Source organism: Streptomyces sp. NPDC018026, assembly GCF_044327745.1.
Taxonomy (GTDB): Bacteria; Actinomycetota; Actinomycetes; order Streptomycetales; family Streptomycetaceae; genus Streptomyces; species Streptomyces rubrogriseus.
Genome location: NZ_JBIRFY010000011.1, coordinates 1 through 14,343 on the forward strand (window position 1 = coordinate 1; position 14,343 = coordinate 14,343).

Sequence of the window (14,343 nt, forward strand, 5' to 3'; positions counted from 1 at the left end):
GCGAACCATCGGCCCCTGCTGACCACGTCACATCGATCGAAGAACCGTCCTGAGCTGCAAAACATGCTCAGATCGCGAACGAACCGGCGATAACGACCGGGCCGGCGATCAGCAGGGAGGGACCCTCGGCGATGCCAGGCCCACTCGGGCCGGGGCGTCCGGCATGGGCGATGTGGTCGGCCCAGGCGATGATCTGAGGGTGGTCGGCGAGGGCACGGCGGTAGCGGGCCGGGATGCGGGCGTCGGCCAGCTCCAAGGCGGTGACGGGTTCGGCGGACGGCTCCGCGGCTACGGCGCCGGGGTCGATGCCACGGCCCGCCAGTATGCCGTTCAGACGGTCGGCGAGCGGGCCGACGGGCTGGGGTTCGCGGGTGAGGGTGGAGGTCAGAGCTGTTCTCCGTAGGCGGCTTCGACGTCGGCGGGGTTTGTCCACGCCCTGTGGATGACGGGCTGGGCGAGGGCGGCGTTCATGGCCTGGTGCACCAGGCTCGGCAGGATGCTGGGGTGCCTGCCCTTGGTCCTGTGGAGGACGAGCCCTGCCCTGACGTGGTCGGGAGCGATGCCTTCGGCGAGCAGCTTGCGCACCTCTCGGCCGAGATGGCCCAGGACGTCCTGGGGCGGGCGGTGGGCGCATGCCGCGCTGTATTCGGCGATGAGCTGCTTGGCCGAGACGGTGCTGGCCGCGGGGGCGCTTGCGCCCCCCGAAGGGGTAGATCCTAGATCCATGATCCTAGGTCCTAGATCCGGACCGTGAGGTGTCACCGCGGCCTCAAGCACGAGTCCGTGAGGTTCAGGTGAGGGCTCACTGAACGCCTTCTGACCTGCGGTTTTGCTGGTGGTTTCCGTTTGGTTCGAGGGATCGTGCGGGTTCCGTGCCCCTTCACTGCCACCTCCGCGAGGGTTCGGCGCATGGTCCGCGACGGCTCCGTGCGTTACGGACGGCGCGGGTGCCACGGCCTCGACAGCCTCGGTGCCGCCCGGGGCACCGTTCGGATCGTTGTGGCGAGGGCAGGCCGGGATGCGGCTCTTGCTGGCCCGGTTGATCTTCTGGTGCTTGTGCCACGTGACGATGTGCAGGTAGCGCTTGTCGTCCGGGCCCTTGTACCGGCAGACCAGGCCGGCGTCGGCCAGCTGGGCGAGATCCTTCTCGACCTCGGCGGGAGTGTGCTCCGGACGCAGAACCCACAGCTGACCGGCGATGATCGCCGCGTGGTCGCGATAGCGGCCTTGGTCGTCGGCCTGAGTGAGCAGACCGAAGAAGGTGCGCTCGGCGGTCAGGGTGACGACGGCGAGGGATTCGGAGACGAAGGCTTCGGGCTTGATGGTGCGGATCCGTGCCAAGAGCGGAGTGTTCCTTACTCGGTGGCCGATGGGCGGGCACCCATGGCTCACCGTCGGTCGTGACGGCAAAGGCGGGGGAGTTGGCCGGCCGTTGACGCGAGGCTGGCTGAGAGCCGGGCGCGCTTTCCGGGGGTGTCGTCAACATAGCCACACCCGGGCGGCACAAGTCCAGCCCTGACCTGTCGAATCTCTGTCGGCAGAAAGGCCGTCGGGAATCGGGGCGGCGAGGGCGGCGTGAAAACGGTAGGTCACGATCTGCGGTTGACCAAATAGTTGTTCCGGGCGTCAAGCCAGAAGGATCACACCGGCAAGGCGTTGACGTCCGGCGAGTGGCGAAGCTACAACACAACACCCCACGTCAGAGACGCTGTCGAGCACTGCTCGGGTCGCCGTCACAGGGAACCCATCGACGAAATGGCCACCCGCCTGCCAAACGCACGGCGGCGCAACATAGCCGACGATCGCCGGTTAACCAAACCGGCGAACACAGCCGAGAATTGGAGTCATGGCAGCACGTTCACTGGAAATCGGCGCAGCCGGGATAAGGGCCGCCCGCACGATCGAAATTCTCCGCACCGAGCGCGGCCTCTCCCAGCGAGAGCTGGCCGCTCGCGTCACCGCCCTTGGCCGGCCAATGTCCAACACGATGCTGTCCCGCATCGAACGCGCTCAGCGCCGCTGCGACGTCGACGACCTGCTCACCCTCGCGCAGGCACTTCGCGTCCCGGCCCGCGCCCTGCTCCAGGACTCCGCGACCTGTTGAAGCCACCACCGGTCCGCCGTGCCCGCTCCAGTTTCGACCTCGGTAAGGAAGTCTCACCGTTGCACCGACTCGCAATAGCCCCGGCCCGTTGCACTCAGCAGCACAGCCGAAAGGGGGCGGTCGCCCATGACTGACCGCCTTCTGACGGTGGCCGAAGCCGCCGAACAGCTCGGTACCGGCGAACGCTTCGTTCGCCGTCTGATCGCCGAGCGCCGCATTCGCTACGTCAAGCTCGGACGTCCCGTGCGCGTCCCCGAGAGTGCCGTCACCGAGTACATCGAGGCGCGCACGGTCGAGCCGACCCGGCGCACCCGCACTCGGTACGGGCGGGCCGCCTGATGCCGACACGCAAGCTCCAGCGTCGTCGGGAGTTCGGTACCGTACGCAAGCTCCCGTCCGGTCGATGGCAGGCCCGCTACCTGGGCCCGGACGGGCAGCGCCACAAGGCCCCCGAGACCTTCGACACGAAGACCGACGCGCAGGACTGGCTGAACCTGGTCCGCGCCGACATCGAGCGTGACCACTGGCGTGACCCGGACGCCGGCGCGATCAACTTCGAGAAGTACGCCCTCCGTTGGGTGGAGGAGCGCGGTCTGGCCCCGACCACGGTCGACCGCTACGACGGCCTGCTACGCCTGCACCTCCTGCCGGCCTTCGGCAGCAAGGACCTGGACGAGATCACACCGCCTTCCGTCCGCACCTGGCGAGCCGAGCGGCTCAAGGCAACGGGTGCCACGACGGTCGCCAAGTCGTACCGGCTGCTGAAGGCCATTCTGCAGACCGCGGTCGATGACGACCTCCTGCGGACCAACCCGTGCCGGATCAAGGGCGCCGGTCGGGAGGAAGCCGACGAGCGGCCGACCGCCACCGTGGAGCAGGTCTTCGACCTCGCCGACGCCATGGGTCCGCGCTGGCGCCTGATGGTCCTGCTCGGTGCCTTCGCCTCGCTCCGCCCCGAGGAACTGGCTGAACTGCGCCGCCGCAGTGTCGATCTCGACGAATGCTCCCTGCGGATCACGCATGCGTCCCCGGAGCTGACCAACGGCAGGAGGGTCACCGGCGATCCCAAGTCACGAGCGGGCAAGCGCACCGTGTACCTGCCCGATTTCCTCCTGCCCGAGCTGCGACGCCACGTGCAGTGGTTCTCCGAGAAGGAGCCGGACGGGCTCCTCTTCGTCGGGGAGAGGGGAGCCCCGTTCCGCCGCTCGACGTTCGGACGGAAGTGGCGCAAGGCCAGGACGAAGGCGGGGCTGCCGGACAACTTCCGCTTCTACGACCTCCGGCACACCGGTAACACCCTCGCCGCCGACACCGGCGCCAAGCTGAAGGACCTCATGGTGCGCGCCGGCCAGTCCTCGGAACGGGCCCAGCTGATCTACCAGCACTCGACGGCCAAGCATCAGAGGAAGTTGGCTCAAGGGATCGACGCCGAGGTCCGGTCCCAGCGGCACCGAGCTCCTGCTGCTGAGAAGGGGGTCTGCGAGGCGTGACACGCGCCGCCCGTGCGTCGGCCCGGGCGAGTGCTTCGACCCGGCCCGCGCCCGCGCTGAGCTGCGCGGTTCGAAGGAGTAGAGACCCCAGGTAACCAGTTTGGCATTGGCCGCGTCGTCACTGACCTGCTTCATTTCTTGATTTCCTCCCTCAAATGAGGGAGAGTTTCCGGAAGTCGAGTCGGTGCGTGGAAGGGCTGGGCATGACTGTTGTGCACGCGGAGAGTCCTCGGGTCCGTGATCGGCTCGCCAAGTTGGGGCTGTCGGTCGAAGCGATCGAGGACGTTCTGCGCAGAGCCGAGGCGGAACGTAGTTTCTGCACGCCGCTGGATCCCGTCTCGCTGCCCGGCAACATCTTCTGGGGGCGCACGATCCGTTTCCTGCGAGAGACCTACAAGCCGGTCGGGTGGAACAGCATCAGCCCGAGCAACGTTCCTCTCCTCCTCGCGCCCTCTGGCGACTTCGCCATCACCGCATCCAGTGGCAGCGTGGAGACCGGCTATGCCGCGCTGACTCCCTCCACGCGCTACCCCAAGGGCAACGCTGTGATGAAGCGGGTGGAGGCCAACCGCCAGCTGCTGCTGTTCGGCGAGGTGGAGACGGTGTCTGAGCAACAAGACGCCGGTGACGGGATCCCCACCTGGTTCCTGCTCTACCACCATTCGAAGACCGATCAGGGAACCCGGCTCCACGCCGAGCTGTCGCTCCCCAATGACACCGGCAGCCGTGGCAAGATCAGCAGCTGGTACGAGCGGATCATCCTTCCCTGGATCGACTTCGAGGGCTTCACTCCGTTCGTCGACGATGTCGACGACGACCAGGGGGGCATCGACATTCCGATCGAGCGCCTGTCCTGACCACTCAGCACGACCAACACTTGGCTCCTTCCATGACCACCGCATCCCGGCTGGTCCTCGCGCGCAAGCGTCGAGGACTGACCGTCACCCGACTTGCCCAGATGGCCGGCTTGACGCCGCGCAGGCTGTCCGACTTCGAGAATGGGCGTGCTGTCCCCAGCCCACCTTCCCTGGAGGCACTCGCGGCGGCCTTGGAGTTCCCGTCGTCCTTCTTCACCGCCGAGGACATCGCCGAACTGACGGTGGATTCGGTGAGCTTCCGCGCCCTGAGCAAGATGACCGCCTCGCAACGGGACATCGCCCTCAGCTCTGGACGGTTGGCGCGGGTCCTCCAGGACTGGATCGGCGCGCGTTTCCGTTTGCCCTCTCCCGATATCCCGACGCTCACGTCTTTCAGCCGTCTTGGTTCGGACGCGGACCGCATTCCTCACCCCGGGGAGGCTGCGGGCACAGACGTTCCGGCAGAGGAAGCTGCCGCGCTGGTGCGGGCCCGCTGGGGCCTCGGCAACGCACCGATCCCGAACGCCGTGCACCTCTTGGAGGCGCATGGGGTGCGTGTCTTCTCGCTCTCCCGCGACTGCCCGGAGGTCGACGCGTTCTCCTTCTGGGACCGTGGGGTTCCGTTCGTGCTGTTGAGTACCGAGAAGACCGCGGAGCGCGGGCGTTTCGACGCGGCCCACGAACTCGGGCATCTCGTCCTCCACGGTGAGGAGCAGATGCCGCATGGTCCGCAGGCTGAGGCGGAGGCCCATCGGTTCGCGGCAGCGCTTCTGATGCCACGAGCGGACGTTCTTGCACACGCCCCGCGCGGTGCGAGTACCAACTGGATCCTTCAGGCCAAGCGCCGCTGGAAGGTCGCCGCCATGGCGCTGGCCCACCGGCTGCACGAACTGGGCCTCACCACCGAGTGGCAGTACCGAACCCACTGCGTGGAGCTCGGTCGCCTCGGTTACCGAAGGTCTGAGCCGCGTAGCGGCGTGGTCCGCGAGACCTCCCAGATCCTGGGCAAGGTGTTCGCGACCCTGCGAAGTGAGGGCACGGGACTCACCGACATCGCCCGTGAACTGCACCTCCAGCCAGCCGACCTCAATGACCTCGTCTTCGGCCTCGTCGTCACCACGCAGGAGGGTGAGGGGCGGCAGCGCATCGGAAAGACTGACCGGTCCCACCTGTCCGTCGTCCGATGAGCCGATGAGGGCGCCGGCTCCGCGGCGCCTGTCGCGGCTTCGGCGAGGCAGCGGAACAGCCGCCAACGACAAGCGCGTAATCCTGACGTGAAGCGGGCCCCGGCACCACGGCGGGGCTCGCTTGACGTTGGACGTCAGCTGCAGCAGTCGCAGCCGGCGCGACAGCCGCAGGTGTCTGTCTCAGCCGCGGCGGACGGGACCGGTGCGGTTGATGTGGGCGCGCAGCAGCCCCCACCTTGCCACGCGTCGCGGCCTTCCTTGACGGCGACTGCGGCGATGACGAGAGCGGCGATGGGGTCGGCCCAGGACCAGCCGAGGGTGGCGTTGAGGACCAAGCCGAGAAGGACAACGGCGGACAGGTACGTGCACAGCAGCGTCTGCTTGGAGTCGGCGACCGCGCTCGCGGAGCCGAGCTCCCGGCCGGCCCGGCGCTGGGCGGCGGACAGGAGCGGCATGATCGCGAGTGACAGAGCGGCGATGACGATGCCGGAGAGGGAACGTTCGGCTTCACCGCTGCCGGTCAATGCGCGGACGGAGCCGAAGCTGACGTACGCGGCGAGCGCGAGAAAGGAGACGGAGATGATCCGCAGGGTCCGCTGTTCGCGTGCTTCGCGGACGGCGTGGTCGGCCGCGGAGAACTGCCAGGCGACCGCGGCAGCGGATGAGACCTCGATGACCGAGTCGAGTCCGAAGCCGATCAGGGCAGTGGACGACGCGATCGTGCCTGCGGTGATGGCGACGATTGCCTCGATGACGTTGTAGGTGATGGTGGCGGCGACCAGGAGGCGTATCCGGCGAGCCAGCGCTTCGCGGCGGGCTGGAGACGGCCCGAGGGATATCGATATCCCGGCGACCATCAGCAGCATCCCTTCTCGTCGGCTTCGCTGCAGGTCCGGTCGGTCTCGATGGCCACCACGGCGGTGCGCAGGTCGTCCAAGGCGTGGCCGAGGCGTACGTCGGCGAGCTCATAGCGAGTGCGTCGGCCGTCGGGCGCGGTGACGACCAGCCCACAGTCGCGCAGACATGCCAGGTGGTTCGACAGCCGTGTCCGCGAGATGCCGAGGGTATCGGCGAGGTCGGCGGGATATGCGGACGCTTCGCGCAAGGCGAGCAGGATGCGGCAGCGGATCGGGTCGGCGAGCGCGCGGCCGAACCGGGCCAGCACCTCGATGTCGGGGGCAACAGTCAGCACGCCCCGACAGTACATCAAATCCTGAATTCATAGGATCGTGAATCTTTGGGTGGTGGTCCACGCGTATCCTGCCGCCGACCTCCGGCGTACTGCCCGCCCGTGCTGAAACGCCGTGACATCCAGCAGCGCCGTGCCCCTTCCGATGGCTGCTGCTCCTCCAGGTCGCCCCGGTTTCCGTCGAGGCTGCAATCGCGCAGCGGCGCCTTGTCGCCGACTCGCGGCGAACTGTTGCTTTGCGGAAGCTACTCCCCGTGCGGCAACACAAGGAGTGGTGCAGGTCACATGAAATACGTCTCGCTATTCGAGACATTCCGGCGCTGGATGGGTTGGGATGGCGCGCTAGGGCTCACCTGGGCGTGGCCCACCTGCAGTTAGGGCACGCGGAGGGCACGCCGCCCTGTGATTGGACTAGACAACAAGAAACCCCCGGATCGGTGACCTGGGGGTTCGAAGTGGAGCGGGTGACGAGAATCGAACTCGCGCTCTCAGCTTGGGAAGCTGATGTTCTACCATTAAACTACACCCGCGTAAGACGCCGACCGTGGTCGGTGCCTGGACGCTCGCTCACTCTACCCCATGCCCGGCTCCCGGTGTTCGCGCCGTGGAGCCGGTGGTCGTTTCGGGGTGGGGATGCGGCTGCGGCGGCTCGGAGTTGGGGCGTACCGTGAGGGCCTCGCAGAGGGTGTGCGTGAGGGCGGAGTGCCGCCTGGAGAGTCGTCTCTTTCATCCCGTACTGTGGCTTTTGTCGTCAGGGTAGTAAGCCAGACGCGGCTCTTGGGGAAGGGACTTGAAGGACTTGATGGAGCGCACCGTCGTCCGCTGTGCCGATGGGCACGTGTTCACCGCCACCTCGTTCCCGATGCAGCAGGCCGATCGACTCGGCCCCGGTCGGCTCGTCCGATGTCCGCGGTGTGCGCGGCTGCGGAGTGCCGTGCCGGTGGGCGCGGAGAAGCGGTAGCACGGACGCAGAGCGGGTTCGGGCGCGCGGCGCGGCGGCGGTTGTCGCCGCTCCGCGCGTCTTGCGTATCCTCGGTGCGTGCTTCTCTCAGACAAGGACATCCGGGCCGAGATCGACAACGGGCGGGTGCGGATCGATCCGTTCGACGACTCCATGGTGCAGCCGTCGAGCATCGACGTGCGTCTCGACCGCTACTTCCGGGTGTTCGAGAATCACCGGTACCCGCACATCGACCCCTCCGTCGAGCAGGTGGACCTGACCCGGCTCGTGGAGCCGGACGGCGACGAGCCGTTCATCCTGCATCCCGGCGAGTTCGTGCTGGCCAGTACGTACGAGGTCGTCTCGCTGCCGGACGATCTCGCCTCGCGGCTGGAGGGGAAGAGTTCGCTCGGGCGGCTCGGGCTGGTCACGCACTCCACCGCCGGGTTCATCGACCCGGGGTTCTCCGGGCACGTGACGCTGGAGCTCAGCAATCTCGCGACCCTGCCGATCAAGCTGTGGCCGGGGATGAAGATCGGGCAGCTGTGCATGTTCCGGCTCACCTCGCCGGCCGAGCACCCGTACGGGAGCGAGCGCTACGGGTCCCGCTACCAGGGCCAGCGGGGGCCGACCGCCTCCCGGTCCTTCCTCAATTTCCATCGGACCCAGGTATGAACCCAGTGATGAGCAGGATGAGCAGGACGCGCGCATGAGTGATGTTCGGGAGAATCTGACCTACGAGCAGTTCGGCGTCGCCGTGCGCGAACTGGCGCAGGCCGTCGCCGACGACGGGTACGAGCCGGACATAGTGCTGTCCATCGCCCGCGGGGGCGTCTTCGTCGCCGGTGGGCTGGCGTACGCGCTGGACTGCAAGAACATCCACCTCGTGAACGTGGAGTTCTACACCGGGGTCGGGACCACCCTCGACATGCCCGTCATGCTCGCGCCGGTCCCGAACGTCATCGACTTCTCCGACAAGAAGGTCCTGATCACCGACGACGTCGCCGACACCGGCAAGACGCTCAAGCTGGTGCGTGACTTCTGCCTCGACACGGTCGCCGAGGTCCGCAGCGCGGTGATCTATGAGAAGTCCCACTCCCTCGTCCAGTGCGAGTACGTGTGGAAGCGGACCGATGACTGGATCAACTTCCCGTGGAGCGTTCAGCCGCCCGTCGTACGGCGGCAGGGGCAGGTGCTCGACGCCTGACCGGACGTCGGACGGACGGACAGTCGGACGGTCAGTCGGCGGCGACGCGAAGGGCCCCGGCGTGACCTGCACGCCGGGGCCCTTCCGCATGTCTGGGACTAGAACGTGCCGAGCTTCACGATCGACAGCAGGGCGATCAGCTGGATCGCGGAGGCGCCGAGGGCCTTGGGCCAGGGCAGGTCGTGGGAGCGGCTGACCATCAGGGTGAGCAGGGCGCCGGCCGCGACCCAGGTGGCCCAGCCGAGGATCTGGACGAAGGGCGCGTCGCCGCCGGCGAACATGGCGACGACCAGGCGCGGGGCGTCCGTGAGCGACATGATCAGCATGGAGAGGCCGACCGTGGGCTGCCAGGCGCCGTCGCCGCCGAGCTGGCGGGCCAGGGTGTGGGTGACCACGCCCAGGACGAAGGCGCTCAGCACCAGCGCCACCGCCGTGGTCAGGACGATCGGGATGGCGTTGGAGAGGGTGGCGTTGATCGCCTCCTCGCGGGCGTTGTCGAAGCCGAAGACCGCCAGCAGGCCGTAGAGGAACGTCACGATGAGCGCCGGGGCCCACATCGCGTAGTCCCGCATCTGGAGGAAGGTCTGGTTGGGGGCGAGGACGACGCCCCTCAGGAGGTCCTTCCAGTGCAGGCGGGGACCGACCGGGCCGGGGGCCGGGGCGGAGCCGGCGCGGTAGGTGTCGCCCTGGTTGTAGGGGTCGTCGACCCTGAACGCCTGGGTGTGGCCCGGGTTGTTGGCCGCGTACGGGTCGTACGGGGCCTGCTGGGGGTGGCCGCCGGGGCCGCCCTGTCCGTAGCCGCCGTCGCCGAAGTACTCCGGCTCACCGTGTCCGCCGCCGTGTCCGCCGGGTGCCTGCGGCCAGGGGGATCCGCCGGGGGCCCCGCCCGGTCCGGGGGCGCCACCTCCGTACGGCGGCTGCGGGTACGGCTGCTGAGGCGTCGCCGGGCCGCCGTACGGGGGTCCCTGGGGCGCCTGCTGTCCGTACGGGGGGCGTTGCGGTCGCGCGTTTGGAGCGCCGTTGTCCCGGCCGCGTCCGATCCTGAATCCAGCCACGCCTTCGAACGTACCTGGTCCCGGAGAGTGACGTGCGGGGCCCGGCCGTTCGGGGGTCCTTTGCTGCCGAGCTGTGACATCCCTTACGGGGGTTGACCGGGGCGTCCCCTAAGGGCCGTACGGGACACGGGGCACCGTACGGCCGGCCGGTCCGCTACGGGGCCAGGAACTGCGCCGTCGAGAACGTGACCGCGGCCCGTGCCGTGACCAGGTCCTTCGCCGCGCCCCGGTGTACCTCGACGGAGTCCTCGGTGTCGCCCTGGGAGGTGCGCAGTACCAGGTCCGCCAGGCCGTCGCCGTCGAAGTCGCCGGTTGTCAGCACTCGGGTCGTGCCCGTCGCCGCGGGCCGCACCGTGACCGCGCCCCGGGTCGTGGGACCCGTTTCGCGGCCGGGGTACACCCGGACTGCGGAGCCGCTGGAGACCAGCTCGCTCAGGCCGTCGCCGTCGAAGTCGGCGGCGTCGAGCATCGAGCCCGGCGCGCCGAGGGTGCCTCCCCCACTGCTCGATGCGCGGGAGGTACCCCCGGCCGCGGTGGGGAGGTCGTAGCGCAGCGCGGTGCCGTCCGGGGTGCCCACCGCCGCGTCCAGCGCCTTGCCCTTGCCGAAGGTGCCCAGGGCGATGTCGACGCCGGTGGGGAGGGTGACCCCGGTGCGGGCCGGGCCGTCGGGGCCGCCCAGGACGAGGGCCGCCCTGCCGGGGCCCGCGGAGACGCGGACGACGAGGTCGTCGTACCCGTCGCCGTTCACGTCGGCGGCGGGGCCGGCCGGGGCCTCGCCGGGGGAGGGGATGGCCGCGCCGGCCTTGTGCGGGGCGCCCTTGCGGGTGAAGGGGCCGCGCAGGTGGCTGAGGCGGCCGGCGGAGGCGTGGACGACCAGGTCCTGGGCGCCGTCGCCGTCGAAGTCGCCGCACACCGGGCGCTCGGGCCAGTCGTTGCCGTAGCGGGCCTTGTCGGGGATGGTCAGCGGGACCGCGCGGCCGGTCGGTCCCGACGGGGAGCCGAAGAGGAGCTGGAGGGGGACCGGGGGGCGGCCCTGGCCGTCGTAGGGCGGGTCGGTGGTGACCACCAGGTCGGTGAAGCCGTCGCCGTCGAGGTCGCAGCTCGCCTCCGCCTCGAAGACGGCCGGCAACTGGCCGTCGGTCGGCGCCGCGTATTTCTTCGGCGTGAGCAACTGCCGGGCTCCCGGCACCAGTCCGCGGGGTGAGCCGTAGACGATGCCGATGCCCGCGTCGTCCGTGTGGGTCTCCGCCGTGACCAGGTTGTCGAGGACCAGGTCGCGGTGGCCGTCGCCGTTGAAGTCGTCGGGGACCTCGCTGCCCTCGCCGTGCGGGACGGGGAGCAGGGCGGGGGCCTGGGCGGCGCGTACGGGGGTGGGCGCGGCGGCGTCCTCGGCCGCGGGTGCCGGTCCGTGGCCGCAGGCGGCGAGCAGCAGCAGGCAGCCGACGGCGGCCGTGCCGGTCAGGGTGCTTCTTCGCAGGCGCCGCACCGTTCACCTCGTCCGTATCAACCCGTACCACCAGCACCGACAACGACCGGGTAATCATGCACGCGTTCGAGATACGGCGACACCCCCGGGTTCGGAGGAACCCGGGGGTGTCGGTCGAGCGGGTGAGCGGCGGCTACTTCACCGGCTCCGGCGTCGGCTCGCTCTCCGGCTGCGGGTCGCCGGTCGGGTCGGCCGGGGTCCTGACGGAGTCCAGCAGGAGCTGGGCGACGTCGACGACCTGGATGGATTCCTTGGCCTTGCCGTCGTTCTTCTTGCCGTTGACCGAGTCGGTGAGCATGACCAGGCAGAACGGGCAGGCCGTGGAGACGATGTCCGGGTTGACGGACAGGGCCTCGTCGACGCGCTCGTTGTTGATGCGCTTGCCGATCCGCTCCTCCATCCACATCCGCGCGCCGCCGGCGCCGCAGCAGAAGCCGCGCTCCTTGTGGCGGTGCATCTCCTCGTTGCGGACGCCCGGGACGGCGGCGATGATCTCGCGCGGGGGCGTGTAGATCTTGTTGTGGCGGCCCAGGTAGCAGGGGTCGTGGTAGGTGATGATGCCCTCGACCGGGGTGACCGGGAGCAGCTTGCCCTCGTCGACCAGGTGCTGGAGCAGCTGGGTGTGGTGGATGACCTCGTAGTCGCCGCCGAGCTGCGGGTACTCGTTGCCGAGGGTGTTGAGGCAGTGCGGGCAGGTGGCGACGATCTTCTTGGCCGACTTGGGCTTCGCCGACTCGGGCAGCACCTTGCCGTCCTCGTCCATCTCCTCGCCGAAGGCGGCGTTGAGGGACATGACGTTCTCCATGCCGAGCTCCTGGAACAGGGGCTCGTTGCCGAGGCGGCGGGCGGAGTCGCCGGTGCACTTCTCGTCGCCGCCCATGATCGCGAACTTGACGCCCGCGATGTGCAGCAGCTCGGCGAAGGCCTTGGTGGTCTTCTTGGCGCGGTCCTCCAGGGCGCCGGCGCAGCCGACCCAGTACAGGTACTCGACCTCGGTGAGGTCCTCGATGTCCTTGCCGACGACCGGGACCTCGAAGTCCAGCTCCTTGAGCCACTCCAGGCGCTGCTTCTTCGCCAGGCCCCAGGGGTTGCCCTTCTTCTCCAGGTTCTTGAGCATCGTGCCCGCCTCGGACGGGAAGGCCGACTCGATCATGACCTGGTAGCGGCGCATGTCGACGATGTGGTCGACGTGCTCGATGTCGACCGGGCACTGCTCGACGCAGGCGCCGCAGGTGGTGCAGGACCACAGGACGTCCGGGTCGATGACGCCGTTCTCTTCGAGGGTGCCGATCAGCGGGCGCTCGGCCTCGGCCAGAGCGGCGGCCGGGACACCGGCGAGCTGCTCCTCGGACGCCTTCTCCTCGCCCTCCATGGTCTTGCCGCCGCCGGCCAGCAGGTAGGGGGCCTTGGCGTGCGCGTGGTCGCGCAGGGACATGATCAGGAGCTTAGGGGAGAGCGGCTTGCCGGTGTTCCAGGCGGGGCACTGCGACTGGCAGCGGCCGCACTCGGTGCAGGTGGAGAAGTCCAGCAGGCCCTTCCACGAGAACTGCTCGACCTGGGAGACGCCGAAGACGTCGTCGTCGCCAGGGTCGGTGAAGTCGATCGGCTTGCCGCCCGAGGTCATCGGGAGCAGCGGGCCGAGCGCGGTGCCGCCCTTGGCGTCGCGCTTGAACCAGATGTTCGGGAAGGCCAGGAAGCGGTGCCAGGCCACGCCCATGTCGGTCTTCAGGGCGACCGTGATCATCCAGATGAAGGAGGTCGCGATCTTCAGCCCGGCGAAGAAGTAGACGAGGTTCTGGAGGGTGGAGAGGTCGACGTCCCGGAGCGCGGCGACGACCGGGTACGAGATGAAGAACGACGCCTCGTAGCCGTCCACGTGGTGGAGGACGCCCTCCAGCGCGTGCAGCATGAAGATGCAGACGCCGACGATGAGGATGACGGCCTCGACGAAGTAGGCCTGGCCGAAGTTGGAGCCCCCGAAGCGGGACTTGCGGCCCGGCTTGCGCGGGTGGCTGAGCTGCCGGATCACGATCAGGACCAGGATGCCGAGCACCGTCATCGTGCCGATGAACTCGACGAAGACGTTGTACGGCGCCCAGTCGCCGATGACCGGCAGGATCCAGTCGGCCTGGAAGAGCTGGCCGACGGCGTTGACGATGGTCAGCAGCAGGGAGAAGAAGCCCACCGCGACGAACCAGTGCGCCACGCCGACGATGCCCCAGCGGTTCATCCGGGTGTGGCCGAGGAACTCCCTGACCACGGTGACGGTGCGGTCCACGGGGTCGTTGGTCCGCGTTCCGGCCGGCACCGGCTGGCCCAGCCGCATGTAGTTGACGATCTGCAGGACGGCGCGGCCGAACAGTGCGACGCCGACCACGATCAGGACCAGCGACACGATGATCGCGGCGAGTTGCATTTGGGGGCTCCTCGGGCCTGCGAGGTTACGAGGGGGGCGGTATTACTAAGCGGTAACTTATTCAGTTCGTCTGAGAGTACCCCCATCCTCCGCCGCACTGTAGTCGGACGTGCGGTGATCTGCGTCGCTGAGGCAACCCTGACCCCGGGGTGCCGCGTCCGGCGCCGAGTCGGCGCCCCCGTCGGCGTGGCGCGGGTGCGGCGGTCCGCGGGTGGAGTGTCTCAGGCGCCTCGCGGGGCAACCGGAGTCGCGGGTGGTGCGTCCTTTCGGGCGACGATTTTTCCGGTTCGTCAGGCCGCGAGTACCGAGAACGTGCAGGTCGGGGCGTCGTTGCGTGTAAGGAACGGATAAGAGTTGAGTCGGCTCGACTCACCTCTGTTGACCCATCGCCGGGCGTCATGCACACTTGAGC

General features: G+C 68.7%; 13 protein-coding genes, 1 tRNA gene and 1 pseudogene. 7 read left to right on the forward strand and 8 right to left on the reverse strand.

Going from position 1 to position 14,343, the window contains the following annotated elements; all coding sequences use genetic code 11:
• Positions 1-97: 97 nt before the first annotated feature.
• Positions 98-388: pseudogene (locus ACH4D3_RS28890) on the reverse strand (ATP-binding protein); the annotation flags it as partial.
• The gene (locus ACH4D3_RS28895; RefSeq protein WP_031043824.1) at positions 385-1,341 is read right to left on the reverse strand and encodes a hypothetical protein; all 957 of its coding nucleotides are present in this window, start codon (positions 1,339-1,341) and stop codon (positions 385-387) included. The gene ACH4D3_RS28895 and the pseudogene ACH4D3_RS28890, both read right to left, overlap by 4 nt.
• Positions 1,342-1,846: 505 nt before the next feature.
• Here ACH4D3_RS28895 and ACH4D3_RS28900 point away from each other — a divergent pair.
• From ACH4D3_RS28900 to ACH4D3_RS28920, 5 genes are all read left to right on the forward strand, one after another.
• Positions 1,847-2,104 (forward strand): helix-turn-helix domain-containing protein, encoded by a 258-nt coding sequence (locus tag ACH4D3_RS28900; protein ID WP_030401440.1) that lies wholly within the window; start codon positions 1,847-1,849, stop codon positions 2,102-2,104.
• A 126-nt stretch (positions 2,105-2,230) separates the two neighbouring features.
• A complete protein-coding gene (locus ACH4D3_RS28905) occupies positions 2,231-2,443 on the forward strand; it encodes an excisionase family DNA-binding protein (protein ID WP_031043819.1) in 213 nt (70 codons plus the stop codon).
• The gene (locus ACH4D3_RS28910; protein WP_398327848.1) at positions 2,443-3,594 is read left to right on the forward strand and encodes a tyrosine-type recombinase/integrase; all 1,152 of its coding nucleotides are present in this window, start codon (positions 2,443-2,445) and stop codon (positions 3,592-3,594) included. The genes ACH4D3_RS28905 and ACH4D3_RS28910 overlap by 1 nt, the downstream gene beginning before the upstream one ends.
• Before the next feature lie 188 nt (positions 3,595-3,782).
• Complete coding sequence (locus ACH4D3_RS28915; protein WP_051724607.1) at positions 3,783-4,451, forward strand: hypothetical protein; 669 nt, start codon at positions 3,783-3,785, stop codon at positions 4,449-4,451.
• A 32-nt stretch (positions 4,452-4,483) separates the two neighbouring features.
• On the forward strand, positions 4,484-5,638 hold the full coding sequence (locus tag ACH4D3_RS28920; protein WP_033276654.1) for an XRE family transcriptional regulator: 1,155 nt from the start codon (positions 4,484-4,486) through the stop codon (positions 5,636-5,638).
• A 134-nt stretch (positions 5,639-5,772) separates the two neighbouring features.
• Here ACH4D3_RS28920 and ACH4D3_RS28925 read toward each other — a convergent pair whose 3' ends face one another.
• The 3 genes from ACH4D3_RS28925 to ACH4D3_RS28935 all read right to left on the reverse strand — a co-directional run bounded on the left by ACH4D3_RS28925 (position 5,773) and on the right by ACH4D3_RS28935 (position 7,357).
• The gene (locus tag ACH4D3_RS28925) at positions 5,773-6,495 is read right to left on the reverse strand and encodes a cation transporter (RefSeq protein WP_398328433.1); all 723 of its coding nucleotides are present in this window, start codon (positions 6,493-6,495) and stop codon (positions 5,773-5,775) included.
• Complete coding sequence (locus tag ACH4D3_RS28930) at positions 6,495-6,830, reverse strand: helix-turn-helix transcriptional regulator (protein ID WP_224353298.1); 336 nt, start codon at positions 6,828-6,830, stop codon at positions 6,495-6,497. Before ACH4D3_RS28930 ends, ACH4D3_RS28925 begins: the two co-directional genes overlap by 1 nt.
• Before the next feature lie 453 nt (positions 6,831-7,283).
• A tRNA-Gly gene (locus ACH4D3_RS28935) sits at positions 7,284-7,357 on the reverse strand.
• 509 nt (positions 7,358-7,866) lie between these two features.
• Here ACH4D3_RS28935 and dcd point away from each other — a divergent pair.
• Positions 7,867-8,442: a dCTP deaminase gene (dcd, locus tag ACH4D3_RS28940; protein WP_109029314.1), complete on the forward strand. Its 576-nt coding sequence runs from the start codon at positions 7,867-7,869 to the stop codon at positions 8,440-8,442.
• A 34-nt stretch (positions 8,443-8,476) separates the two neighbouring features.
• Complete coding sequence (locus ACH4D3_RS28945; protein ID WP_003975262.1) at positions 8,477-8,974, forward strand: phosphoribosyltransferase; 498 nt, start codon at positions 8,477-8,479, stop codon at positions 8,972-8,974.
• Between the two features lie 98 nt (positions 8,975-9,072).
• Here the strand turns inward: ACH4D3_RS28945 and ACH4D3_RS28950 are convergent, their stop codons facing one another.
• The 3 genes from ACH4D3_RS28950 to ACH4D3_RS28960 all read right to left on the reverse strand — a co-directional run bounded on the left by ACH4D3_RS28950 (position 9,073) and on the right by ACH4D3_RS28960 (position 13,931).
• Positions 9,073-10,029: a Yip1 family protein gene (locus tag ACH4D3_RS28950; protein ID WP_398327853.1), complete on the reverse strand. Its 957-nt coding sequence runs from the start codon at positions 10,027-10,029 to the stop codon at positions 9,073-9,075.
• Between the two features lie 154 nt (positions 10,030-10,183).
• Positions 10,184-11,515, reverse strand: coding sequence for an FG-GAP repeat domain-containing protein (locus ACH4D3_RS28955; RefSeq protein ID WP_398327856.1), 1,332 nt, complete (start codon positions 11,513-11,515; stop codon positions 10,184-10,186).
• A 133-nt stretch (positions 11,516-11,648) separates the two neighbouring features.
• Positions 11,649-13,931: a heterodisulfide reductase-related iron-sulfur binding cluster gene (locus tag ACH4D3_RS28960; protein ID WP_398327859.1), complete on the reverse strand. Its 2,283-nt coding sequence runs from the start codon at positions 13,929-13,931 to the stop codon at positions 11,649-11,651.
• Between the last annotated feature and the right edge of the window lie 412 nt (positions 13,932-14,343).